The sequence below is a fragment of the Ralstonia flatus genome, assembly GCF_958439105.1.
In the GTDB taxonomy this organism is placed as follows: Bacteria; Pseudomonadota; Gammaproteobacteria; order Burkholderiales; family Burkholderiaceae; genus Ralstonia; species Ralstonia flatus.
The window spans coordinates 249,886-274,053 of sequence record NZ_CAUDLI010000001.1 but is presented as its reverse complement, the minus strand read 5'-3'; the positions used below and the strand labels follow the sequence as shown (position 1 = coordinate 274,053).

23 protein-coding genes are annotated in these 24,168 nt (G+C 64.5%); 10 read left to right on the top strand and 13 right to left on the bottom strand.

Annotated elements, in window-relative coordinates; genetic code table 11:
- Positions 1-65: 65 nt before the first annotated feature.
- Positions 66-356, top strand: a complete 291-nt coding sequence (locus R2676_RS01265) for a hypothetical protein (RefSeq protein WP_206275037.1) — start codon at positions 66-68, stop codon at positions 354-356.
- A gap of 102 nt (positions 357-458) precedes the next feature.
- Here R2676_RS01265 and R2676_RS01260 read toward each other — a convergent pair whose 3' ends face one another.
- The 5 genes from R2676_RS01260 to R2676_RS01240 all read right to left on the bottom strand — a co-directional run bounded on the left by R2676_RS01260 (position 459) and on the right by R2676_RS01240 (position 5,668).
- Positions 459-1,406: an acyltransferase gene (locus R2676_RS01260; protein ID WP_206275038.1), complete on the bottom strand. Its 948-nt coding sequence runs from the start codon at positions 1,404-1,406 to the stop codon at positions 459-461.
- Between the two features lie 183 nt (positions 1,407-1,589).
- Positions 1,590-2,720, bottom strand: a complete 1,131-nt coding sequence (locus R2676_RS01255) for a porin (RefSeq protein WP_206275039.1) — start codon at positions 2,718-2,720, stop codon at positions 1,590-1,592.
- 260 nt (positions 2,721-2,980) lie between these two features.
- On the bottom strand, positions 2,981-3,910 hold the full coding sequence (locus R2676_RS01250) for an MBL fold metallo-hydrolase (RefSeq protein ID WP_206275274.1): 930 nt from the start codon (positions 3,908-3,910) through the stop codon (positions 2,981-2,983).
- A gap of 40 nt (positions 3,911-3,950) precedes the next feature.
- Positions 3,951-4,898 (bottom strand): quinoprotein relay system zinc metallohydrolase 1, encoded by a 948-nt coding sequence (locus tag R2676_RS01245; RefSeq protein WP_206275040.1) that lies wholly within the window; start codon positions 4,896-4,898, stop codon positions 3,951-3,953.
- Positions 4,895-5,668 (bottom strand): quinoprotein dehydrogenase-associated SoxYZ-like carrier, encoded by a 774-nt coding sequence (locus R2676_RS01240; RefSeq protein ID WP_206275041.1) that lies wholly within the window; start codon positions 5,666-5,668, stop codon positions 4,895-4,897. The genes R2676_RS01245 and R2676_RS01240 overlap by 4 nt, the downstream gene beginning before the upstream one ends.
- 285 nt (positions 5,669-5,953) lie before the next feature.
- Here R2676_RS01240 and exaC point away from each other — a divergent pair, with 285 nt between their 5' ends.
- The 6 genes from exaC (at position 5,954) to R2676_RS01210 (ending at position 14,361) form a co-directional block, all read left to right on the top strand.
- On the top strand, positions 5,954-7,474 hold the full coding sequence (gene exaC / locus R2676_RS01235) for an acetaldehyde dehydrogenase ExaC (RefSeq protein WP_206275042.1): 1,521 nt from the start codon (positions 5,954-5,956) through the stop codon (positions 7,472-7,474).
- A 262-nt stretch (positions 7,475-7,736) separates the two neighbouring features.
- Positions 7,737-10,358, top strand: coding sequence for a TonB-dependent receptor domain-containing protein (locus R2676_RS01230; RefSeq protein ID WP_206275043.1), 2,622 nt, complete (start codon positions 7,737-7,739; stop codon positions 10,356-10,358).
- A 20-nt stretch (positions 10,359-10,378) separates the two neighbouring features.
- Positions 10,379-11,452, top strand: coding sequence for a beta-propeller fold lactonase family protein (locus R2676_RS01225; RefSeq protein WP_206275044.1), 1,074 nt, complete (start codon positions 10,379-10,381; stop codon positions 11,450-11,452).
- Positions 11,439-11,996, top strand: a complete 558-nt coding sequence (locus R2676_RS01220) for a cytochrome b (RefSeq protein ID WP_206275045.1) — start codon at positions 11,439-11,441, stop codon at positions 11,994-11,996. Before R2676_RS01225 ends, R2676_RS01220 begins: the two co-directional genes overlap by 14 nt.
- A gap of 206 nt (positions 11,997-12,202) precedes the next feature.
- The gene (locus tag R2676_RS01215) at positions 12,203-13,957 is read left to right on the top strand and encodes a PQQ-dependent methanol/ethanol family dehydrogenase (RefSeq protein WP_027680844.1); all 1,755 of its coding nucleotides are present in this window, start codon (positions 12,203-12,205) and stop codon (positions 13,955-13,957) included.
- A 71-nt stretch (positions 13,958-14,028) separates the two neighbouring features.
- Entirely contained in the window at positions 14,029-14,361 is a 333-nt protein-coding gene (locus R2676_RS01210) for a c-type cytochrome (RefSeq protein ID WP_027680845.1), read from the top strand.
- A 70-nt stretch (positions 14,362-14,431) separates the two neighbouring features.
- Here R2676_RS01210 and pqqE read toward each other — a convergent pair whose 3' ends face one another.
- The 5 genes from pqqE to pqqA all read right to left on the bottom strand — a co-directional run bounded on the left by pqqE (position 14,432) and on the right by pqqA (position 17,700).
- Positions 14,432-15,634 carry a pyrroloquinoline quinone biosynthesis protein PqqE gene (gene pqqE / locus R2676_RS01205; protein ID WP_206275275.1) on the bottom strand — a complete coding sequence of 401 codons (1,203 nt, stop codon included), beginning with the start codon at positions 15,632-15,634 and terminating at the stop codon, positions 14,432-14,434.
- Positions 15,606-15,878 carry a pyrroloquinoline quinone biosynthesis peptide chaperone PqqD gene (pqqD, locus tag R2676_RS01200; RefSeq protein WP_027680847.1) on the bottom strand — a complete coding sequence of 91 codons (273 nt, stop codon included), beginning with the start codon at positions 15,876-15,878 and terminating at the stop codon, positions 15,606-15,608. Before pqqD ends, pqqE begins: the two co-directional genes overlap by 29 nt.
- On the bottom strand, positions 15,859-16,569 hold the full coding sequence (gene pqqC / locus R2676_RS01195) for a pyrroloquinoline-quinone synthase PqqC (RefSeq protein WP_206275046.1): 711 nt from the start codon (positions 16,567-16,569) through the stop codon (positions 15,859-15,861). Before pqqC ends, pqqD begins: the two co-directional genes overlap by 20 nt.
- A complete protein-coding gene (pqqB, locus tag R2676_RS01190) occupies positions 16,566-17,483 on the bottom strand; it encodes a pyrroloquinoline quinone biosynthesis protein PqqB (RefSeq protein ID WP_206275047.1) in 918 nt (305 codons plus the stop codon). The genes pqqC and pqqB overlap by 4 nt, the downstream gene beginning before the upstream one ends.
- Positions 17,484-17,625: 142 nt before the next feature.
- Positions 17,626-17,700 (bottom strand): pyrroloquinoline quinone precursor peptide PqqA, encoded by a 75-nt coding sequence (gene pqqA, locus R2676_RS01185; protein WP_009277446.1) that lies wholly within the window; start codon positions 17,698-17,700, stop codon positions 17,626-17,628.
- A 103-nt stretch (positions 17,701-17,803) separates the two neighbouring features.
- On the opposite strand from pqqA, the gene R2676_RS01180 reads away from it, so the two are divergent.
- The gene (locus tag R2676_RS01180) at positions 17,804-18,748 is read left to right on the top strand and encodes an alpha/beta fold hydrolase (RefSeq protein WP_206275048.1); all 945 of its coding nucleotides are present in this window, start codon (positions 17,804-17,806) and stop codon (positions 18,746-18,748) included.
- Here R2676_RS01180 and R2676_RS01175 read toward each other — a convergent pair.
- Positions 18,734-20,758: a sigma-54-dependent Fis family transcriptional regulator gene (locus R2676_RS01175; RefSeq protein ID WP_206275049.1), complete on the bottom strand. Its 2,025-nt coding sequence runs from the start codon at positions 20,756-20,758 to the stop codon at positions 18,734-18,736. The genes R2676_RS01180 and R2676_RS01175 overlap by 15 nt on opposite strands.
- A 266-nt stretch (positions 20,759-21,024) precedes the next feature.
- Here R2676_RS01175 and pedF point away from each other — a divergent pair, with 266 nt between their 5' ends.
- Positions 21,025-21,510: a cytochrome c-550 PedF gene (gene pedF, locus R2676_RS01170; RefSeq protein WP_041668233.1), complete on the top strand. Its 486-nt coding sequence runs from the start codon at positions 21,025-21,027 to the stop codon at positions 21,508-21,510.
- A gap of 97 nt (positions 21,511-21,607) precedes the next feature.
- Complete coding sequence (locus R2676_RS01165; RefSeq protein WP_206275050.1) at positions 21,608-22,489, top strand: substrate-binding periplasmic protein; 882 nt, start codon at positions 21,608-21,610, stop codon at positions 22,487-22,489.
- A gap of 86 nt (positions 22,490-22,575) precedes the next feature.
- Here the strand turns inward: R2676_RS01165 and R2676_RS01160 are convergent, their stop codons facing one another.
- Together R2676_RS01160 and R2676_RS01155 are read right to left on the bottom strand one after the other, a co-directional pair.
- Entirely contained in the window at positions 22,576-23,016 is a 441-nt protein-coding gene (locus R2676_RS01160) for a hypothetical protein (RefSeq protein WP_316856692.1), read from the bottom strand.
- Positions 23,017-23,342: 326 nt separating this feature from the next.
- Positions 23,343-24,164 carry a MipA/OmpV family protein gene (locus tag R2676_RS01155; RefSeq protein ID WP_206275276.1) on the bottom strand — a complete coding sequence of 274 codons (822 nt, stop codon included), beginning with the start codon at positions 24,162-24,164 and terminating at the stop codon, positions 23,343-23,345.
- Between the last annotated feature and the right edge of the window lie 4 nt (positions 24,165-24,168).

The following is a 24,168-nucleotide window of genomic DNA, read 5'->3' as shown; positions in this document are numbered from 1 at the left end:
GCACTCATATTGAGCGTTTACACTCAAATTGAGTGTGAATGCACAATAGCACAGGAGGACTCAAAATGAGTGTAAAAGATGCGATTGAATTTATTAAACAGAGAGGCGGGTTCAATAGTTACCGCGCTCTGGCAGATGCGGCAGGCGTAAACCTGCGCCGGATCGACAACGCCGTCGCACGCGGCTCAGCACTCACCGCAAGCGAAGAAGCCAAGCTGGGGAAAGCAGCAGGCATGAACCCAGTAGCGGCAATCGCCTTGCTCGAGCAGGCTTACGACCCCGCAACGGCAAATCTTTGGAAGGTTTTTCGGAAGCTGCTTAGCGCCGCGAAACCGAGGAACAGGCTGGCCGCCTGACCCTTGCGCTAGGCAGTATGCGAGGGGTTCAAAAAGGACCCTCTCCGCCAGCAGTAGCAAAAGCCCCTTGGTTTTACGACCAAGGGGCTTTTTGTTTGGCGTCTAGATTTGGTCTGGCGAAAAAACGTCGGCACCGGTGGTCACGCTGCGCCGCTGGCCCGCCCGCGCCAGCATGTTCTCGATCTGCTGATCTTTCTCCTCCCACAGTTGGGCGAGCCAGCGGTGGAAATCGCTGCGGAAGGCGGCGTCGGTGCTGTAGTCGTGCGTGCAGAAATCCGGAATCGGCAACTCGCGAATATGCACCATCACGCGGCCGGCTTGGCCGCAGGCCAGTTGCCAGAAGCTCGGTGTGCCGTCCGGATAGGCGATGCTGATATCGAGCAGCGACTGGAACCGCTCGCCCATGGCGTTGAGCGTCAGGGCCAGCGCGCCGGCCTTCGGCTTGAGCAGATGGCGATAGGGGGACGACTGCGTCCGGTGCTTTGCCGGCGTGAACCGCGTGCCTTCGGCAAAGTTCATGACGCTGGTCGGCACGTGGGCGAACTTGGCGCAGGCGCGCCGCGTGGTTTCGCTGTCTTGATTGCGCAGCTCGGGGTGCTTGCGCAACGCGGCTTTGGAGTGCCGCCGCATGAACGGAAAATCCAGCGCCCACCACGCCAGGCCGATGACCGGCACGTAGATCAACTGTTGCTTGAGAAAGAACTTCAGCAGCGGGATGCGCCGGTTCAACACCCGCTGCAGCACGAAGATGTCCACCCAAGACCGATGGTTGCAATTGACGAGGTACCAGCCCGCGTAACGCAGGTTGTCGGCGCCTTCCACGCTCCAGGGCTCGCGTTGCAGCACGCCGATCCAGGCGTTGTTACAGCCGATCCAGCACGTAGCGACCCAATTGAGCATCGGGTCGATCCGGCGGCGGACGGCTACTGCCGGCACCAGCAGCTTGAACGCCGATAGCGTGAACAGCGGCACACTCCAGAACAAGGTGTTCAAGGCCAGCAGGATGAGGCTGAGCGTGCCCAGGACAAAGGCAGGCAGGACGCGAATCAAGGCACCTCCAATGAGCGCCGCCGCGTGGGTTCGGCAGGCAGGAATCGTGACGTTGAGAATATTTCAGCGTAGCGCGGATCGCCTGTCCAGACCATGCGCTGCGTCAGGATTCCTCCTTCATATCCCGAGGCCAAAAAAACCCTTGGCGTTGGCCAAGGGTTTTTCTTACTGCTTGGGTGCCGCTCAGAACGAATGCTTCAGCCCGACGCCTGCGAGTACGGTCTTCGCGCCCGGCGCCGTGCCGCCCGCAACGATCGACGTCTTGAGGCTTTCCAGCGGATCCGCCGTACCCACTGCGCCCGCATTGACGTACACGAGTTGCGCGTACAGCGTGGTGCGCTTGGAGAACGCGTAGTCGTTGCTCAGCACGATCGATTTGGTGGAGCTGTCGTGCGTGCTGCTTTCGTACTTGCTGTAGTAGCCGGCCAGCGTGGCGGTATTGGCAGGGCTCCACTTGTAGTCGAGCCCCACGCCGATCGATTTGACGTCCGACACACGTTGCCCGGTCGGCGCATTGTTGGTGACGCCGATGTAGTTGACCCGGCCCGTGAAGGCATCGAACGGCACGGCGACACCTGCGCTCCACAAGCGGGTGACGGTTTCGCCTGTGCCGCTGTCCGCCGTCGACTGATAGCCGAGACCCACGGTGACCGGGCCCGTGTATGTGGCCCCCAGCGACAGCTCGTTGCCGCGTTTGAAGCTGCCGGCGGTCTCTCCGAATGAATAGGCAACGCCCAGCCACACGGGGCCGAAGTTGCTGGAGTACTGCAGTGCGTTGCCGATGAACACGCCCACGTCGTTGCCGGGGTTGGTGCCTGCGCCCATCGCGTTGCCCGGTGCGGGAAGCTGGTTGTAGGCCCAGCCGTACAGGTTCGAGAACTGCTCCTTGAAGCCGCGCGCTTCCGTGCCGATCGTGCCGATGAGGGCTGGGCTGTATTGGCGCCCCAGCGTGATCGCGCCCCAGTTGCCGCTCAGGCCGACGTTGGCTTGCCGGCGGAACAGCTCTGAGCTGAAGCCCGGGCCGGTGGTGAGCGTGCCGGTGTCGCTGCTGAAATGCCCTTCGAGGTTGAAGTTCGCCTTCAGCCCGCTGCCCAGGTCTTCCGAGCCCTTGAGGCCCCAGATGCTCGGGCTGATGCCGCCCGAATGCATTTCGGTGATGCTGCCGCCGGCCGCACTGCGGTTTTGATACTGAAGTCCGGCATCGACGGTGCCGTATATGGTGACCGACGATTGTGCGATGGCGCCACCCGCTGCACAGCCGAGTGCGGTTGCGATGGCGGTCAGGACGCCGGGTCGAAGGCGTGAGTTCTGCATGTTGTCTCCGTATTGTCGTTGTCTGATGCGTCCATTGAATGGGCTCGGACGCATGCGGTGTGGGCGCCAAACACGCGGGGGCGCGCTCAACGCCGGCGGGACTTTGCAATATGCGTACCACGGCGTTCGCTGGGTATTGCGAGGAGTTGCATGCCGTTGATTAACGTTTGCGACACGTGCGCCGATGCGGGCGATGTGGCGTGGCGGGACAGTCGGCGCAACACTTGTCCGCGGTCTGTTCCGCAATGGAGCAGCCGCGATCAGGCGCTCGGCGCGCTTTGCATCCAGCGATCTTCAAGCTCGCGCCACGCACGTCCGACGTTCAGCGCATGGCGCGGGTGGAAGTTGCGCCAGTCGCGATAGGTGTCGCCCGGAGCGTAGTCGAGCGCGCGGGCCGCGTCGCCGCCGGCTTCAATGGCGCGCGTGATCGTGCTGCCCAGCATGTCGAGATACGACAAGGTCGGGCGCAGCATCTGCGCAGGCGTGCCAATGGCGGTGCCGACGACGATGTGGGCGGGCAGTTGCTCCAGCGCATGCAGCGCGCGCTGCCACCCGACCAGAGAGCCCTCCTGCAGGTCCGGAATGCGCTGCCGATATGCCAGGCCGCCCGTGCACAGCACCCCACGCTGCGGCGCGTACAGCACCGTGTCGGATGCGCTGTGTGCTGCTGTGTAGAGGTGCACTTGCCACGCCGTCTTGCCGGTGTGCAGCCAATCGCCATCGCGCAATGCGGGTTCTGGATAGACGATCTGCGTTTCATGCATGACGCGCGCACCGAGCAGGGTGGTCAGCCGCCCCAAACAGGTTTCGCAACGCTGCCGCATGAGGTCAGCCGTGGCGGCGGACGCCAGGAAGGCCGGGCGCGGCTGCAGTTGTGCGAATGCGGCGTTGGCCAGCACATGCTCGGGATGCGCGTGCGTGTTGATGACCCAGCGAATGGGCTCGGCCGTGATGTGCCGGATGGCCGCGATCAGTTGGTGTCCCCATCGCGCGTGCGGGCCAGGGTCGACCACGAGTACGCCGTTGCCGGTGGTGTGTACCAGCGTGGGCACGACTTCTCCGGCATTCGCGCGTGAGGCTTCTGCGTTGGCAGCGCGCGCGGCGTACAGGCCGTCCTGCAGGCGCGCCAGCGTGACACGTGCGGGTGCCGCAGACACCGTCGGCGCCGGGGTGATCAAGGTCGCGAGCATGATGCGCATCCAGCGTCGCCGGGCGGGGTCTGGCGCCATGTCAGGGCGCCAGGGCGGCGTGCTCGTAGCCGGGGTAGAAGCGGGTCACGTTGCGCGTGTACTCCGCGGGCATGCCACCCCACTGCGCGTAGGGTGCATCTACCGGCATCGCAATCACCTCGGCCAGGTCGCGTCCTTCGGTTGCCGCGCGGCGCATGCGGGCATCGAGCCACTGCAGGTACTGACGTGTCTGGGCGATGGCGTCTGCGTTGCCCAGCGCGGGCCCGTGGCTCGGAATCAACACGCGCGCGCCGCTGTCGGCAACGATCTTCTGCAGCCGGTCGAGACTCGCCAGCCAATGCGCAATGTTGGCGTGCGGCGTGGTGGGAATCCGGTCGCGAAAGGCAATGCCGCCAGCGAAGACCACACCGCTCGTCCGGTCCACAACTACGAGGTCGTCATCGGTATGTCCGTCGAGGCGGATCAGGTCGATGCGATGGCGCCCCATGGTGCGTGCTCCGGGGCTCAATGGCGTGCCGGGCGGTGTCGATACCGTGTTCTGCATCCACGCACCGCAGATGCGGTAGAGATTGTCGGCATAGGCCGCGCCCTCGCGTTGCGCACCGGCGATGGTGCCGGGTAGCGCTTGCGCGCCGACATCCGCATAGGCCTGGTTGCCGAAGAAATAGTCGGGGTGCAGGTTCAGGTTCAATACCCAGCGCACCGGCGCCGATGTGACCGTGCGAATGGCTTCGCGCTGCTGCTCGCCGTACTGCATCGAAGGCCCGGTATTGATGACGAGCACGCCGTCGCCTGTATCAATGAAGCCGGTGTTGATGATGTTGCAGCCGTTGCGCGCAGAAAAATCCGCGTTGGCGCCTTCCAGCACCCAGACGTCCGCCGCAACCGCGCGCGGTACGAGGTGGTAGTCGGGGCCCGCCGCACGTGCGAGGGCACTCAACATTGCAAGACACAGCAGGAGGCCCAACCGTGGGTGGCGTCGGCTCATCGTGTCACCTGTGCGCGGATGCGGTTGCCGTTGTTGTCGACGCCGGCGACGCTGATGCCGCGTTCAACGGGGCCATCCATATCGAACGAGAAGATCGGGTTCTCGGCGACGGGCTCGTACAGCGCGAGTTCAAGCATGGGCTGGCGCTTGGCATCGAGCAGGTTGAGCTGCTCGATATGGAACGACGGAATGCCCGCCACCAGGCCGGTGTCCATCGGATGCATCACGCGCACGCGGATGCGGCTGCCTGCACCGTTGAACCCCGGAAACACGCGCGACTCGACCTGGTTCAGCGTGGTGCTCCAGGTGGCGTTCTGGCGTGTGGCGCCCGGCAGCGTGCAGCCGCCGCCGGTGGCGTCCACCTGCAACGTACCGACATGCCAGACACCGTCCTGCGTACGCGCCGCCACGCGCAGCGCCGACGCTTCCTGCAGCTTGAACCGGAACGACAGCGCCGGCCGTGCACGCATCGGCGTGAATTCCAGCACCTTGCGGATCGGGTTGCGATCGACCACGACGATGATGCGTTCCACCTTGCCGAGCGCCGACGCATCAAACGCAATCGGCACCTGCATCGGGTCTTCTGCAAATGCGGGCCCGGTGATCCTGATGCGGTTGTCGAACGTCGTCCGCGCTGGGCCAAACACTTCCTGACGAATCGTCGGCCACAGCGGCGAGCCTGCAGGGTCGACGTTCGTATCGGCGCAGGCCTGCGATGACAGACACGCCACGGCCAGCGCGGCAGCAGCATGAAGGGGAGCCGTTCTCATCGTATGGCGTGGAAGTTCGGATGAAAGGCTCGCACCGCGAAAGTCGTGCCATGCGTGCAGCGTGTTCGCACGCGGGGCCGCCCGTTGTTCAGGCGATGGGGCGTTGCGCTTTGCAACACCGGCTGTTCCATTCTGGAGCAGTCCGGCAAGCCGGCCGGGGTGAACTGCCGATCTGGAGAGGACGCCACATCCGCTTCAGGGGATGGCCCGGGTTTTGCAGATGACGACCGGACACAGCGCAGACAACGACGCTGCGGTCATCACTCAAACATCAGGAGACAACCCATGCGTTACGCTCATCCCGGCACCCCCGGCGCCATCGTTTCGTTCAAGCCGCGCTATGGCAATTTCATCGGTGGCGAGTTCGTGTCGCCGGTCAAGGGCCAGTACTTCACCAACACGACCCCAGTGACGGGCGAGGTGATCGGCGAGTTCCCGCGCTCCACCGCGGAAGACATCGACCGCGCGCTCGACGCCGCGCACGCCGCTGCTGACGCCTGGGGCCGCACCTCGGTGCAGGACCGCTCGCTGATCCTGCTGAAGATCGCCGACCGCATCGAGCAGAACCTCGAACTGCTGGCCGTGACCGAAACGTGGGACAACGGCAAGCCCGTGCGCGAAACGCTGAATGCCGACATCCCGCTGGCCGTGGACCACTTCCGCTACTTCGCCGGCTGCATCCGCGCGCAGGAAGGCTCCGCTGCCGAGATCAACGAGCACACCGTGGCGTATCACATCCACGAGCCGCTGGGCGTGGTCGGCCAGATCATCCCGTGGAACTTCCCGCTGCTGATGGCCGCATGGAAGCTGGCGCCCGCACTGGCTGCCGGCAACTGCGTGGTGCTCAAGCCCGCCGAGCAGACGCCGCTGGGCATCTGCGTGCTGATGGAGCTGATTGGCGACCTGCTGCCGGCGGGCGTGCTCAACGTCGTGCACGGCTACGGCAAGGAAGCTGGCGAGGCACTCGCCACCAGCAAGCGCATCGCCAAGATCGCCTTTACGGGCTCGACGCCGGTCGGCTCGCACATCATGAAGTGCGCGGCCGAAAACATCATTCCGTCGACGGTGGAGCTGGGCGGCAAGTCGCCCAACATCTACTTCGAAGACATCATGCAGGCCGAGCCGAGCTTCATCGAAAAGGCCGCCGAAGGCCTGGTGCTGGGCTTCTTCAACCAGGGCGAGGTGTGCACGTGCCCGTCGCGCGCGCTGGTGCAGGAATCCATCTACAGCCGCTTCATGGATGCGGTGATGACCAAGGTGGCCGCCATCAAGCGCGGTGACCCGCTCGACACCGACACGATGGTCGGCGCGCAGGCTTCGGAGCAGCAGTTCTACAAGATCCGCAGCTACCTGGAGATTGCGCAGGAGGAAGGCGCCGAATGCCTGGTCGGCGGCGATGTGGAAGTGCTGCCCGGCAATCTGTCGAAGGGTTACTACATCAAACCGACGCTGCTCAAGGGTGACAACAGCATGCGTGTGTTCCAGGAAGAGATCTTCGGCCCGGTCATTGCCGTGACGACCTTCAAGGACGAAGCGCAGGCGCTGCAGATTGCCAACGACACCGACTTCGGCCTGGGCGCCGGCGTGTGGACGCGCGACATCAACCGCGCCTACCGCGTGGGCCGCGCCATCAAGGCGGGGCGCGTGTGGACGAACTGCTATCACCTGTATCCGGCGCACGCGGCGTTTGGCGGCTACAAGAAGTCGGGCGTGGGCCGCGAGACCCACAAGATGATGCTCGACCACTACCAGCAGACCAAAAACCTGCTGGTGAGCTACGACACCAAGCCGCTGGGCTTCTTCTGATGGTGTAGCAGGACGGCTGGCGCACGGTCATCGACACCCGCGCGCCAGCCGCTGACCTGCGAGGCAACGACCCCGCAGGCAAAAAATAGAAGAGGAGACATGGCCGTGCGCCAACCATTTGCCCTGCCGCAACGCGCGCAGGTGTCTTCCCCATTGCCGCTGATTCCCGGCCGGGATTAGCCACCGCCACGCCAGTTCTCTGGATGCGTCATTGAGACCTGCGCCCCGAGAACCGCGAGTGAGAACATCAGGGAGACACTTCGTGCATTCGAATACCAGCCGTTGGGGGACGGGCGCCCGCCGTGCGCGCAATGCCGCGCCGCGCCTTGCTGGCGGGGTCGCTGCGCTCGCTGCCGTGGGGTTTTGCTCGCCCGCGTTGGCGGAAGACCAGATCGTGGCGGTGGCATTGCCGACCGCGCAGGTCGTCGGCTCTACCCCGATCGACAGCATTGGCGTGCCGCTGTCGCAGTTTCCTGCCAATGCGCAGCGCGTGAGCGCGAAGGATGCGCGCGAGCAACGCAACTCGAACCTCGCCGACCTGCTGAACGACAACCTGGGTCAGGTGAGCATCAGCAACGGGTCGGGTAATCCGTACCAGAACGACATCAACTACCGCGGCTTTCAGGTGTCGTCGCTGCTGGGCGTGCCCATTGGGGTGTCGGTCTACTTTGACGGCGTGCGGATGAACGAGCCCTTCGGCTCCATCGTGAACTGGGATCTGATTCCGATGAACGCGATGTCCAGCGTCAACATCCTGCCCGGCTCCAATCCGATGTTCGGCCTCAACACACTGGGCGGCGCGCTGGTCGTCAACACGAAGAACGGCAAGGACAACGCCGGCACGTCGATCGAGGCGCTGGGCGGGTCGTTTGGCCGCCGTGCGCTGAGCTTCGAGACGGGCATCGTCGACAAGGCTCACGGCACCGATTACTTCGTCGCCGGCAACGTCGACCGGCAAGACGGCTTTCGCGATCACTCGGGTTCGAACGTCAAGCAACTGTATGGAAAAGCGCGGTGGCACGGCAACGACGGCGCTACCCAGCTGGAGCTGTCGGCCGCACTTGCTGATACGTCGCTGAGCGGCACGCAGTCGTTGCCGATGGACATGATGGCCAACCGCAGTGCCGCCTATACGTGGCCCGACACCATCTCAAACCGGATGGCGCTGCTGAACCTGAAGGGCAGCCATTGGCTGAACGACACCAACCAGCTGGCCGGCAGCGTCTACTACCGCAAGGCCAGCCTTCACAACGTCAACAGCAATGCGCAGCTCGACGACGGCTGCTTCAACGACGACGGCTCGCTGGCAACGACCACCGCTGGCGGCATCACCACGTACAAGTGCGCGAACAAGGCGCCCAATGGCACGGCCGTGAATGCCGTGACGGGTGCCAATGCGCTGGCGCTCGGCTACGGCCGCTGGACCAACGCCATCAACACGAGCGTCGTCGACTCGGCTACGCATGAAGACACGGTGGGTACGTCCCTGCAGTGGTCGAACTTCAGCCAACTGGCGGGACGCAACAATACGTTCACCTTCGGTGGTGCGCTCGACCATTCGCGCATCACGTACGACCAGACCACCTATCTGGCACGGTTGTTCGACTATCAGACCGTGGTGACGCCCAATCACGCGTACGGATTCACCGCCAATGGATCGGCACCTTCGGCGTCGAATCCGGCATTGTTCACTGGCAGCAACGTCATCGGCGCGGTCAACCTGTCGTCCAACGTCAACAACTTCAGCCTGTACTTCACCGATACGTTGAGCGTGACGGAAAAGCTGAGCGTGACTGCATCGGGCAGCTTCAACTACACCACGCTCAACCAGGGCGGCGCCAACAACCGGTACCTGAACGAAGACGGCGGCTATTCCTGGACAGACGAAGTCTCGGGCGTGTCGTACTACAACCCCGGTTACGCCAACGCGTATCGGTATTCGAACGCGGGATCGGGCGCAGCAGCGGCCCCGAACGGTGTCCCGTCCGGGGCGGTGGCCGGACCGGAAACCAACAGCCTGGCAGGCTCACACCGCTATCACCGGTTCAACCCGGCGCTCGGGTTCAACTACGACCTGGGCGCGGGGCAGGGCATCTTCGGCAGCTACAGCGAATCGATGCGCGCACCGACATCGATCGAGTTGTCGTGCGCCGATCCGAACAGCCCTTGCTCGCTTCCCACGGGGTTCAACGGCGATCCGGACCTGAAGGCCGTGGTGGCCAAGACCATCGAGTTCGGCGGCCGCGGCAAGCTGGGCAAGTCGACCTACTGGAGCGCGTCGGTCTACGACTCGCGCCTCAGCAATGACATCCAGTTCATCGCCACATCAAACACGTATGGCTACTTTGCCAACGTCGGCAAGACGGAGCGGCGCGGCTTTGAACTTGGCGCCAGCACGAAGATCGACAAGTGGTCGCTGTCGGCCAACTTCGGTTATGTCGACGCGATCTACAAGTCGGCATTCACCACCGCCAGCGGCCAGAACGTCGTCAGCGGCAACAAGATCCCGGGCATCCCCGCGAAGACGCTCAAGCTCGGCGCGTCGTACGCCTTCAGCCCGAACCTGTCGATGGGCGGGAACGTGATCCTCGTCAGCAAGCAGATCGCGCACGGCAACGAAAGCAATGCCGACCCGAACGGCGAGGTGCCGGGCTACGGCCTCGTCAATCTGAACCTGCATTACAAGCCGACGAAACATCTCGAGATTTCGGCGTACATCAGCAACCTGTTCAACAAGCGCTATTCCACGTACGGCCTGTCGGGCATGCGGAGCATCTACACGCTCGCGACGCAGCAGTTCATGACGCCGGCATCGCCGCGCGCGATCTGGATTGGCCTGACGTATTCGTTCGGAGGCAAAACCGCAGGTGCCGACGCGGACTGAGCCCCTCAGAAGAGACCATCATGAACGCACTGACCTTTTACCTCCGGATCGCCACGCTGCTCTGCGTGGGCTGGGTATCGACGCTCCAGGCAGTTGCTGTGGTTCCGGACCCCGTCGCCTATGTCACCAATCAGGGCGGTGGCGTCACGGTGCTGAACGCACACACGCTCAAACGGCTCGACGAGATTGCCGTGGGCATGGACCCGCGCGGCCTTGCTGTCACGCCCGACGGCCGCTGGTTGCTGACGGCCAACCAGGGCAGTGCCGATGTGTCCGTGGTCGACACGGCCACGCGCAAGGAGGTCAAGCGCATCGCGGTCGGCAGGAACGTTGAGTTCATGCGCATCTCGCCCGACGGCCGCCGGGCGTTCGTCACGTACGAGCCATCCTCGGAAGGCGGGCCGCGGGGCAAGAACAACCCAGGCAAGAAAGAAGGGGACGATGAGAAGGACGAAGCCCCCGCTGAAGTTGCGATCATCGATCTCAACCAGTGGGTGGTGGTCGGCCGCATCAAGGCCGCGCGCGAGACTGAAGCCATCGAGTTTTCACCGGCCGGCACGTTGCTGCTGGTCGCCAATGAGGGCGACAACACGGTCGGCGTTTATGAACTGTCGACGCTCAAGCAGATCCGGCGGGTGGATGTTGCACCGTTCGGCAATCGGCCGCGCGGCATCAAGATCGCGCCGGACGGAAAGACCTATGTGGTGACGCTGGAAAATTCGAACAACCTGTTATTGCTGGATGCAGGTTTCAACCCGATCAAGACCGTGCCGACGGGCCAGGGCCCGTACGGTGTCGCGTTTGATCGAGAGGGCCGATATCTCTGGGTGGCCGCCAGCCGCGCAGACCAGCTGCAGGTGTTCGATGGCCGCACGTTTGCGCCGGTCGCCACCATTCCGGTCGGCAAGCGTTGCTGGCATTTCAGTTTCACGCCGGGCGGCCAGAAGCTGCTGCTTGCCTGCGGCCGCTCGAACACGGTGCAGGTGATCGATTCGCAGACGCGAGAGGTCGTCGATACGCTGCCGGGCTACAAGCTGCCCTGGGGCGTGGTGACGTATCCAACCTCGGTGGGCAGCCTCGATGCGCCGCGCTGATCCACCCGTCTACGCGGGCCTGCCGATCGCCTTGCATTGGGTGAGCGCCTTGCTGTTAGGCAGCCTGTTCGCGCTGGGCTTCTACATGACCGGTCTCGCCAAGGGCGCGCCGGGGAAGGCGGCCTTGGTGAATCTGCATAAATCGCTCGGGCTGACGGCGGCGCTGGTGATCGCGTGGCGCGTGGTTGTGCGTGTCCGCCGCGCTGCGCCACCGGCCATTCCGGGGCTGCACTGCTGGGAGACGGAGCTGGCGCGCATCACCCACCGCCTGCTTTACATGTGCATGGTGGTCATGCCGTTGTCGGGCTATCTCGGGTCTTCGTTCAATGCATACGGAACGCGTTTCTGGGGTGTGCCGCTGCCGCGCTGGGGCTGGGTCGACAGCGCACTGCAGCACATGTTCTACACGGTGCACAGCACGACGGCCGATCTGCTGCTCTGCCTGGTGGCGTTCCACGTTGCGGGGGTGATCAAGCATCAGTGGTTCGATGCGCAGCGCTGCGTGCAGCGCATGTTGCCGGGCCGGCGCACGCGCGCGCTGTAAAGCTGCGCGGGCTGCATGCATTGCGTTGCTCCATTTCGCAACAGAACAAACGATGTGTTGCGGTATGGCACGCAACACCGCGCTGCAAGTCGCCTGAAACCGCGGTTTCACGGCGTTTTTCGATGGCACGGGATTTGCCCTGAGTCCGACCGGTGTGACATCACACTGCCGGACCTGGACCATAAAGAAAGGTAGAGGAGACAAGAATGAGGACACTACGAGTGATTGCACTTGCGGCTGCCATGGCGGCAGCAAGTGTTGCCGTGCACGCGGCAACGCCCCCCGTTACCGACGCCATGATCGCGAACGACGCGAAATCGTCGAACGACGTGCTGACCTGGGGCATGGGTACGCAAGGGCAGCGCTTCTCGACGCTCACCAAGATCAACACGAAGAATGTCAGCCAGCTAGTGCCGGCATGGTCGTTTTCGTTTGGCGGTGAGAAGCAGCGCGGGCAGGAAGCCCAGCCGCTGATCTACAACGGCAAGATGTTCGTCACCGCGTCGTACTCGCGCATCTATGCGATCGACCTGAAGACCGGCACGAAGCTGTGGAAGTACGAGCAGCGTCTGCCCGAAGGCATCATGCCGTGCTGCGACGTGGTCAATCGTGGCGCTGCGCTGTATGACAACCTCGTCATCTTCTCCACGCTGGATGCGCAGCTGATCGCGCTCAATCAGGACACCGGCAAGATCGTCTGGAAAGAGAAGATCGATGACTACGCTGCCGGCTATTCGACCACCGCTGCACCGCTGATCGTGAAAGGGATGGTGCTGACCGGCGTGTCGGGCGGCGAGTTTGGGGTAGTGGGCCGTGTGGAGGCGCGCGACGCCAAGACCGGCCAGCTGATCTGGTCGCGGCCGACGGTCGAAGGCCACATGGGCTACAAGTACGACAAGGACGGCAACAAGACCGAGAACGGCATGACGGGCACGCTCAACGCGAGCTGGCCCGGCGAGACCTGGAAGACCGGTGGCGCATCGACGTGGCTGGGCGGCACGTATGACCCGCAGACCAACCTGGTCTACTTCGGCACCGGCAACCCCGGCCCGTGGAACAGCCATCTGCGCAAGGGCGACAATCTGTATTCGTCGTCCACGCTGGCCATCGATCCGGACACTGGCAAGATCGTCTGGCACTACCAGAACACCCCGAACGACGGCTGGGATTTCGACGGCGTGAACGAGTTCGTGACGTTCGACATGGACGGCAAGCGCGTCGGTGGCAAGGCTGACCGCAACGGCTTCTTCTATGTGAACGACGCCAAGACGGGCAAGCTGCTCAACGCGTTCCCCTTCGTGAAGGTCAACTGGGCAACCGGCATCGACCTCAAGACCGGCCGCCCGAACTACGCGTCGGACCACCGCCCCGGCGATCCGGCCGAAGCTGCGGGTGAAGAGAAGAAGGGCAAGTCGGTGTTTGCCGAGCCCGGCTTCCTGGGCGGCAAGAACCAGATGCCGATGGCGTACAGCCCGCAAACCGGCCTGTTCTACGTGCCCGCCAACGAATGGGGCATGGACATCTGGAACGAGCCCGTCAGCTACAAGAAGGGCGCGGCCTACCTGGGTGCCGGCTTCACCATCAAGCCGCTCAATGAGGATTACATCGGCGCACTGCGCGCGATCAACCCGAAGACCGGCAAGATCGAATGGCAGATCAAGAACAACGCGCCGCTGTGGGGCGGTGTGATGACGACTGCCGGCGGCCTGGTGTTCTGGGGCACGCCCGAAGGCTATCTGAAGGCGGCCGATGCCAAGACCGGCAAGGAGCTGTGGCAGTTCCAGACCGGCAGCGGCATCGTCGCGCCGCCCGTCACCTGGGAAGACAAGGGCGAACAGTTCGTGGCCGTGGTGTCGGGTTGGGGCGGTGCAGTGCCGCTGTGGGGCGGTGAAGTGGCCAAGCGCGTGAACTTCCTGGAGCAGGGCGGTTCGGTTTGGGTCTTCAAGCTGCACAAGAACTGACGTGCGTGGTGGAGTGCTGTGCGCCCCGTGCGGCGCGCAGCCTCTCGCACAGCTTCAAGGAGTTTCAGATCGTGATGATGCGTAATGGAGTGTTCTCGCTGCTGGCCGTCGTGTCTGCAGCAATCGGCGCGGCGCCCGCCCACGCTGCGCCCGACATGCAGGCCCTGGCAGACAAGAGCGGTTGCTTTTCGTGCCACAGCATGCATGCCAAGATCGTCGGCCCGGCCTTTGCCGACGTGGCCGCCAAATACAAGGGCGATGCCGATGCGCCAGCCAGACTGGCGCAAAAAGTCCGTGAAGGCGGCAAGGGCGCGTGGGGCCGCATCCCGATGCCCCCGCATCCCAACCTCAAGGAAGACGAAGCAAAGCAACTCGTGACCTGGGTGTTGAGTACGGGCTCCTGAGTTTCTGCGGTGTTCGCCAGGAAAAAAGGGCCGGCATTGACCGGCCCTTTCTCTTTTCCGGGATTGCGTTCTATGGCCGCGTGAGCCGGCGCGAGTTGGCATCCGTGCGAAACACGATGGGGACTTCGCCGGTGCGGGTGTCGCGCATGTGCCCGAACCCGTTCATCGCGGCCATCCGGCCTTGCAGCACCACCGTCTGCAGCGTGCCGCGATCTGCCGATTTGCCACACACCGGGTCGGTGCGCGTCGCATCGCCCGTCAGCAGATAGGCCTGACACCGGCAGCCGCCTGCGTCTTCCTCGCGCGACTCGCACGACTGGCACGGCTCGGGCATCCAATGCGTGCCGCGAAAGCGCTGAAAGGCGTCGCTGCTTCGCCAGATGTCGCGCAGCGGCTGGCTGAGCACGTTGGGCAATTCCAGCCCGGGCAGCATGCGCGCAGAGTGGCAGGGCAGCGTAACGCCATCCGGCGCAATGCCGAGAAACGTCGTACCCCAGCCGTTCATGCACTTCTTCGGGCGCTGCTCGAAGTAGTCGGGCACGACGTAGAGCAACTGGCATCGGCTGCCGATGCGGGTGCGGTAGTCGTTCACCACCGCTTCGGCATCGCGCAGTTGCTCCAGGGTCGGCATCAGCGCCAGGCGGTTCTCCCAAGCCCAGCCGTAGTACTGCGTGTTGGCAAGCTCCAGGTATTCAGCGCCGATCTCCAGCGCCATGTCGATGATGGCGCCGATGTGCGGCAGGTTGTGCCGGTGCATCACGCAGTTCATCACCATCGGATAGCCGTGGGCCTTGATCAGGTCCGCCACGCGGCGCTTCAGGTCAAAGGTGCGCGTGCTGGAGAGAAAGTCATTCAGCTCGCGCGTGGAGTCCTGGAACGACAGCTGGATATGGTCGAGCCCCGCCGCGCGCAATGCGCCAAGCCGCCCATCGGTCAGCCCCACCCCCGACGTCACGAGGTTCACGTAGAACCCGAGCCCATGCGCATGCGCGACCAGCCTTTCGAGATCCTTGCGCAACAGCGGTTCGCCGCCCGACAGCCCCAGCTGCACCGCGCCCAGCGCCCGTGCCTGCGTGAACACATCGCACCACTGCTCGGTGGTGAGTTCCTGATCGTGCCGCGTGTAGTCGACCGGGTTGGAGCAGAAGGCGCAATGCAGCGGGCAGCGATAGGTCAGCTCGGCCAGCAGCCAGAGCGGCGGCCCGGGCATGGGCGTCGCCGCGGGTGCCAGCAGCGATCCGGCTTCAAACGAGCCAGCCGCGTTCGAATGCATGTTTGACAAAGGCGTGGACCTCCGGAGCGATGCCCTGCACGCCAAAGGCGGATTGCAGGTCGTCGATCAGCATGTCGAGGGTATGCGCACCGTCGCAGCGCTGCAGGATCGCGGCGGCGCTGTCATTGAGCGTGACCATGCCCTCGGGATACAGCAGCACCCAGCTTTGCTGCATGTCTTCCCATTGCAGCCGGAAGGTCCGGTGCAGCGTGGGGTGGGCAGGATCAGACAAGGGCGGGTTCATGGGCGTGGGCCTGTTGGATGGCATCGAGCATCGACCAGAGGATGTCGAGCTTGAACTGCAGGATGTCCAGCGCGCGCTGTTGCTGCTCGGGCGTGCGGAAGTAGTCGAGTGTCACGCGCAGGCCGTGCTCGACGTCGCGCGAGGCCAGCGGAATGCGCGAGCGGAAGTACGCCAGCCCGTCAGGCTGCACCCACGGGTAGTGGTCGGGCCAGCCGGCCAGCCGTTCCTTGTGGATGTCCGGCGCGAACATCTCCGTGAGCGATGAGCACACCGCCTCCTGCCACGGCGCGCGGCGCGCAAAGTTCACATACGCATCCACCGCAAAGCGCACGCCCGGCAGCAGATGCCGGTGAGACCACAGCGCGTCGCGCGTCAGGCCCACGGCAACGCCTAAGCGCACCCAACTCTCGATGCCGCCCGGCCGCGCGTCGTCGCCGTCGTGGTCATGGATGCGGACGATCCACTCGCGCCGCGTTGCCCGGTCGGGGCAGTTGGACAGGATGGCCGCATCCTTGAGAGGAATGTTGACCTGATAGTAGAAACGGTTCGCCACCCAGGTGCGGATTTCCTCTGGCGTGCATTCACCCGCGCGCATGCGCAGGTTGAACGGATGATGAATGTGATAGCCCGCCTGCTTCGCGCGCAGCCGTGCTTCGAACTCTTCGGCGGTCCAGGCAACAGGGTGTGTCATAGCGAGATTTCCATGCCGTCGTAAGCCACCTCGATGCCGTGCGCCTCCAGCTCCCGGCGCTGCGGCGAATCTTCATCGAGGATCGGGTTGGTGTTGTTGATGTGGATCAGCACCTTGCGCGTGGCCGGCAGCTGGTCGAGCACGTCGATCATGCCGCCGGGGCCGGATTGCGCGAGGTGGCCCATGTCGGCTGCGGTCTTGGTGGAAAAACCGAGGGCGAGCATCTCGTCGTCTTGCCAGCAGGTGCCGTCCACCAGCACCACGTCAGCCGCGCCTAGTTCGTCGAAGACATGCGGTTCGACGCGCGCGAGACCGGGCGCGTAGAACGCACGCCGGCCGCTCTTGCGATCGACGATGCGCAAACCGATGTTGTCGCCCACGCGGCGCGCGTTGCGGCTGGGCGAGTAGGGTGGTGCCTTGCTCTCCAGCGGGATCGCCGTCAACGCCACGTCGTCGAGTGGCGGCACCGAAAACGCCGTGCCGTCCAGCGCCAGCGCGCGCGTGTCGAGCCCGCAGTAGTGCGACAGCATGCGCGTGAGCGGGAAGGCAGTCGACAGATCGCTGATGACCGCGGCACTGGCATAGACGGGCAGCGCCTGGCGATGCTCGCGCAGCATCAGCAGACCGGTTACGTGGTCGATCTGCGCATCCATCAGCATCACGCCCACGATGCCCGTATCGCGCGGCGTGCGTGCCGGTTGCAGCGCCGGCGAACTGCGCAGCTGCGCAAGGATGTCCGGCGAGGCATTCACCACGATCCAGTTGTGCTGGCCGTCGCCCAGCGCGATGGAAGACTGCGTGCGCGGGGTGGCCCGCACGGTGCCGCGCCGCACACCGTCGCAGTTGCGACAGTTGCAGTTCCACTGTGGGAAGCCGCCGCCGGCGGCCGAACCGAGAACCCTGAGTATGGTCATGATGCAAATCCAACGTGTCGGGCGGATTGAGCAAGAAGTCGGCCAGGGGATAGCGCTAATGCACGCGCACAGCGAGCCGAAAAAAAACCCGCCGTGAAGAACCGGCGGGTTCGTGGAGCCTTGCGTGCTCAGCCGTGCAGCATCAGCGGTTGGCGATGTACATGGTGATCTCGAACCCGAGTCGCAGTTCGGTATAGGCGGGCGTCGTCCAGTTCATGTCTCCTCCTTGAGGGTTGGCATAGTTAGTGAGTGCACTGCGGTGTTCAGCGGTTGCGCAGGCGTTTGCCCGGCGCTGCCGCATCGTCATCAAGGCAACATCCATGCCCACTTCCGACTGGCCGGCCACCTCCGTCGGCTTCAACCTCCGCACGCCGGACGGCCACTGCCTGCATGTGCGCCAATGCGGGCCCGACAGCGGTGAACCGTGGCTGGTGCTGCATGGCGGCCCGGGCAGCGGCTGCGTGCCGTCGATGGCGGCCTGGTTCGATCCGCTGCGGCATCGCGCGGTGCTCCCGGACCAGCGCGGTGCCGGACGCTCGCGACCGGCCGGCTCGCTACGGCGCAACACGGTGACGGCGCTGCTGGCGGATCTCGAGCAACTGCGCATTGCGCTCGGCATTGCGCGCTGGGGCGTGGTCGGCGGGTCATGGGGCGCAGCGCTGGCATTGGCCTATGCCGATCGTTTTCCCGATGCCGTATCGGCGCTGGTGCTGCGCGGCGCTTTCCTCACCGGTTTCGACGATGTGCAGGCGCTGTTCAACGCGCGCGGTGCAGGTCGTGATCTCTTGCGACACGTCGGTGCGCGACGCGAGGGTTTTCCCGCGGCCCGCGGTCGCCTTCTCGTTGCAACAGACATGTTGCAGCTTGGGACAACTGTTCAGAAATTGAACATCGCCCGGGCGTGGCAGCGCGCGGAACAGCGGCTGTTGGGATTGCGTCCGCAGGCACGTCGCCAGACGCGGCCCGAGCAGCTGGGGTTGGTGCGCAAGTACCAGCTGCAGGCGCATTACCTGTATCGGCGGGCGGGGCTCGGGAAATCTGCGTTGCTGCTGGCGGCTGCGCGCATCGGTGCGAGGGGATTGCCCGTCACGCTGCTGCATGGGCGCAAAGACAACGTTTGCCGACCCGGCAATGCGCTGCGGTTGTCTGCAGCGAATCCGCATGCGCGGCTGGTGTGGGTGCCCGGCGGGCACCTCGCAGTGGGGGAGATGGCGAAGGCGCTGGCCGCTGCCATCCGTGCGTCGGCGTGGTCAGTCGGTGTCTGAGGGCAAGCCGCCGGCTTCGTCGATCCTGCGGTAGATCGTGTTGCGCGAAATGCCGAGCGCCTTCGCCGCGGCGGAGATGTTGCCGTTGTGCGCCTTCACGGCCGCCATGATGGCCATGCTCTCCACGTCGGCCAGCCGCTTGGGCTGCGTGCCGCCAACGGTTTCAGCGACAGGCGGCGCAGCCGCTGCCACCGCGCCTGCCCCTGCCACGTTCGCAGCCGGCTGGTCGCCATGCCGCGCCTGCCAGTCTTCAAGAAAATCGTCAGGCAGATGGTCTTCGGTGATCTCCGGCGCGCCTTCCGCCATCAGCCGGGCGGTGCGCAGCAGATTGCCGAGCTGGCGGATGTTGCCGGGCCAGTGATAGCTGCGGAACATCTGCATGACGGCTTCGCTGATGGGCGGCGCGTCGGCCTGTTCGAGTTTCAGCAGCTTGTCGGCCACCACGTCGAGGTCGGTGCGCTCGCGCAATGCGGGCAGCCGCACGACCAGCCCGTTCAGGCGGTAGTACAGGTCTTCGCGGAACTGCCCGCTGGCCACCATCTCGCGCATGTTGCGGTGGGTCGCGCATACGACCGTTACATCCACCTGGATCAGCTTGTTGCTGCCCAGCGGCGACACCGCGCGCTCTTGCAGCGCCCGCAGCAGGCGGGCCTGCAGGTGCAGCGGCATGTCGCCGATCTCGTCGAGGAACAGCGTGCCGCCATTGGCCAGCACCATCTTGCCGATGCCGCCCTTCTTGCGCGCGCCGGTAAAGGCGCCTTCTTCGTAGCCGAACAGTTCGGATTCAATCAGCGCTTCCGGAATCGACGCGCAATTCACGGCGATGAAGGGGCCGGCGTGGCGCGGGCTGTCGGCGTGGATGGCGCGCGCAAGCAGTTCCTTGCCGGTGCCGGTTTCGCCGAGGACCATGACCGGGATGTCCTTGCCGATGACCTTGCGCAGCTTGCCGATCACGGTCTGGATCTGCGCGTCGCCGGTGTCCAGCGCTTCGAGGCTGGCTGGCTGCCGGGGCGGCTCGATGTAGGCCCGGCGCGGGGTGCTGTCGCGGTCGGCGGAGAGATCGGCGCCCATCGCGCCGCCCACCATGCGGTTGGCCAGCTGCTTCCATTCCACGCGCGCAAACACCTTCACACCGCTGGGCAGCTGCAGCTGCACGATGCCTGCTGCGGCGGTGCGTTCGCGGTCGATCAGCTGCGACATCGACAGCCCAAACAGCGACGAAAACGTATGGGCATGCAGCGCGCGGATCGACAGGCCGAGCTGGAATTCGCCGCTGCGGTTGGCCGACAGGAAGCGCCCCGCCGGCGTGAAGGCCGCAATGCCTTCGACCAGCGTGCCGATGAATTCCGGGCGCGAGTGAAAGTGGATGCAGACCACGTCCTGGAACGTGTTGGCAAACAACTGGTTCTCGATCATCTGCGCCGACATGCGCACCAGCGCCATGGTGTGCTTGTGGAAGCCACGATGATCGCCCGTCACATCCAGCGCACCGACGGTGGCGCCGTACGGATCGAAGATCGGCGCACATGAGCAGGTGAGGAACTGGTTGGCCTGGAGGTAATGCTCGGAGCCATGGACCAGCGTGGGTTTGCCGTCGGCCAGCGCCGTGCCGATGGCGTTCGTGCCGCGGCTGGCTTCCGACCACAGCGCGCCCGGCTGCAGGGCCACCTTGCTTGCCTGGGCGAGGAAATCGTCGTCCCCCATCGAATGCAGGATCAGGCCCGAGGTGTCGGTCAGGATCACCATGCTCTGCGTGTTGACGATCTGGCTGTAGAGCGTCTCCATCACGGGCAGCGCGTGCGTGAACAGCGACTGGCTGCGCTCGATCTCGGTCTTCAGCTCGCTGTGCAACACCGGGCAGAAGTCGGGCGACTCGTAGGGCCGCAGGCCGTAGGACTTGGATCGTTCATGGGATTGCGCGATCAGTTCGGGCTGATCGTGCGGTGCGTCACCGAGCGTGGCCGGAGCGTTGTCGGAAGCGCGCGGGCCAGGCGCCGCGTGAGGGGTCATGGTGTGTCTCCTTAAACCTCGCCCGCAATCTGTGTGCGGGTCGCCCGGATCGCCTGACTTCGTCAAGTTAGGAACCGGAAGTGTTGCGCCATGAAGCAAGACCCTTGCCAGGGTGTTGCATTCCTGAGCACCTGTGCCAACCCCGGCTTCCGGTCTCTGGAGCGCCTAAGGGACGTTGCCCGGGATTGCCGGCAGGTTTGCGCCTTGGTATGGCTCTTGCAGAAATGCCTCCAAAAGATCGCTTCAACGACAACAAGGAGACACTCTTGAAAACGCCTCGCAACTTGCTCGCGCTGCTCTCTGCCTGCGCACTTCTGGCCGGGGGATTGCCCGCAGCCGTATCCGCTCACGGCGATGTCACACCGCAGGCCGTAGACACGCACACCTTACCGCAACTCGGCGCCGATTGGCGTCAGGACAATCCATACCGGACGGGCCCCGCACACGACGAAGCACTGCGGATCGGTTCCTCTGCGTTCAACCAGAACTGCGCACGCTGCCATGGGCTGGAGGCCATCTCCGGCGGCATCGCCCCCGACCTGCGCAAGCTCGACACCGACTGCATGTCGCTGGCCGACGCCAAGAAGAAGGAAGCCTGCTACGGCGAGGTCTCGCAGTACTTCACCGCCACGGTCCGCCACGGGCGCACCCGCGACGGCCGCGTCTACATGCCGCCCTTTGACGGCGTGCTCAGCCAGGAAGCGGTCTGGTCGATCAAGACGTATCTGGAATCGCGCCGCGTACAGGAGTAGTAGGTCGGCCTGCCGCTATGGCAGCTTTGCGAGCCGATGCTGTCCCTGCCTTCGTGTGCGTCGGCTCGCGCATTTTTTTTCCGCCAGGAGAGGTCTCATGAACCCCCGTTTTCGGTGGGCTGCGGCCCGCGTCTTACGTCGCCTTGCCAGCCTGCTGTTGGCTGCGGCAGCCATGGTGAGTAGTGCCGCGCCGGCCCACGCCGACATGGCGAAGATCCGCCAGAGTGGCGCGCTGAAGGTCGCGCTGTACAAGGGTCTGCCGCCGTTCTCCGATAACGTCGGAGGGCAGTTCAGCGGCATCGACGTGGCGCTTGCCAACGCACTCGGCAAGCAGATGGGGCTGTCGGCGTCGTTGCTGCCGTTTGATGCCGATGACGACGGCATGTCGGGCGACCTGCGCAACATGGTCTGGAAGGGGCATTACCTTGGGTATGGCCCGGCCGACGTGATGCTGCATGTGCCGGTCGATCCGAACTTCATTCGCCAGAATGGCCAGGTGCTGATTTTTGCGCCGTACCTGCGCGAAGCCTACGTGCTGGTGTACGACAGCGACCGCATCGGCAAGGTCAGCAGTTTCGAAGACCTTGCCGGCCAGGCGACCGGCGCCGAGCAGGGATCGGGCGGTGCGAGCGCACTGCTTGCAGGCGCCAACGGCGGCTTGCGCGACAAGGTGAAGATCTATCCTGAGGCCAACGAGGCCCTGCGTGCGCTGTTTTCGGGGCAGATTGCCGCGGCAATGGTGACGCGCGCGCAGTATGAAAACGCACTGAAAACGCAGAACCAACCTGCCACGCGCTTTGTGGCAACCGAACTCCAGTCGCCGCTGTTGCCGCCACGTGGCTGGGCGATCGGCATGGCAGTCAAGGCGGACCAGCGCGAACTGGCGCAGGCGCTCGAGAGCGCGCTCAACGCATTGCTTGCGAGCGGCGAACTGCAGCGGATTTTTGCCCAGTACGGCGTGTCGATGGTGGCCCCGTAGGCGCCACCGCTTGCGCACGGAGCCGAACGTGTCGACGCAACAGAAGGGCGCTCACTGCGGGCTGGCCGCACCGGCCAGCGCACGCGCTACGCCTTTTCCGCCGCGGCGTGCTTGGAGGGCAGCGCACTCACGTTGTCGTCGAACGCCGAATCCACGGGGATCTTCGAGAAGTGGTGGATCTTCGGCCCATGCGAGTCGTCGCCCTGCGCGTCGTGCGGCTCGATGAACGACATCGCCGTGCGGCGCCGGAGCATGTGTGAATCGCGCGATTGCGATTCGCGCCACAGCTCAGCAGTGAACTTGAGCCCGGCGCGCAATGCGTGGGCGCTTTCCTGCTTGCCCTTGCGCTGGTCGGAGACGCGCTCGATGCCCTTCTTGACGACGTCTTCCAGGAACGTGATACGGGCGCGGTAATAGTCCGCGTGCATTTGTGCGTCCATCACGCGCTGCTCTGCCTGGTACAGCTCCATGCGCAATTCGCTTAGCGCGCGTTCGGCCTGCTTCTCGGGAGAGGGTGCGTGGCTCAAGGCCCAGTTTGCAATCCACCGCAACATGGTCAAGCCCTCCTGTCTTGCGGTGTCCGCCGCCGGTGGGAAGACACCGTTCACTGCCCGCGCATTGATCGGAAGTGATCGCCGCTTGCGAAACAGACTAGCAAAAAAAGCAGGGCGATTGGACTAATCCGCGTGCATGCCTGTTGTGAAAAGGAAGCATGGTCCGTTTGGGTGAGAGGCGCGCGGGGCAAGTTCTGGTTTGATGATCGGATTGCCTCGTCCGCGCGGGTGCCTGGCCAAGAATCTCGAGCCGGCGCAAGCGATTGCGCACATCGCGGCGCCCGATGTTGGCGGGAATGTCAACGGAACCGGTACGTGAGCGATGCCATGGCCGTGGTCTGCTGGCGGCGCTGCGTGATGGGGCTGTCTGCCGCATCGCCACGCAGTCGTGCGACCGTGAGCGAGCCATTGGCCGTCCACCGGTCATCGAGCTTGCACGTGACGATGGCGTTGAAGTGGATGTCGCGCAGCCCCGCATGCGTGGCAAATACCGGCAAGCCCGAGCGAGCGCTCTGCCCATCGTCCACGCCGAAGAACGTGCGCATGTACTGGCCGTTCGTCCACGACACGCCGGTCCCGAGGCTGAACAGCCAGCGGCCCACCGGCGCACTCGCGTAGACATCGGCATTGGCGATCAACCCCTGGCGATTGCCAAGAATGTCCTGCTCCGCATCGGTGGACAGCGTGAGGAACGACACCGTGTACTGCGCGAACGCCTTCGCGCGCACCGTGGCGTTGACATTGCCGAGGCCATTCAGGCGCGCGTCGTCATGCGCATGGCGCCACGTCGGGTCGAACTGGAAGTTGCCGCCCACCTGCCACGTGTCGTTGTTGGCGAGGTACACGCCCGCAAAGTCCATCCCTTTCGAAAAGAACCGGTGCTTGTATTCGATTTCCTGATCGATCCACGGAAACACGAAGCTCGATTTCGCGCCCGGATACTTTGGCGACGTGTAAATCGCCGGGCCGACAGCGATGCTCCAGTCGCTGGCGTCGGCGGTGTTTTCCGCGTTGGCGGCGGGTGCGGTTTGTGCCTCGGCAATGCTGATTGACAACGCGCTGACCAAGACCAGGGAAAGACGGACCAGAAGGCGGAGCGAGGCACGCGAAGGCAGCGGCATGAGC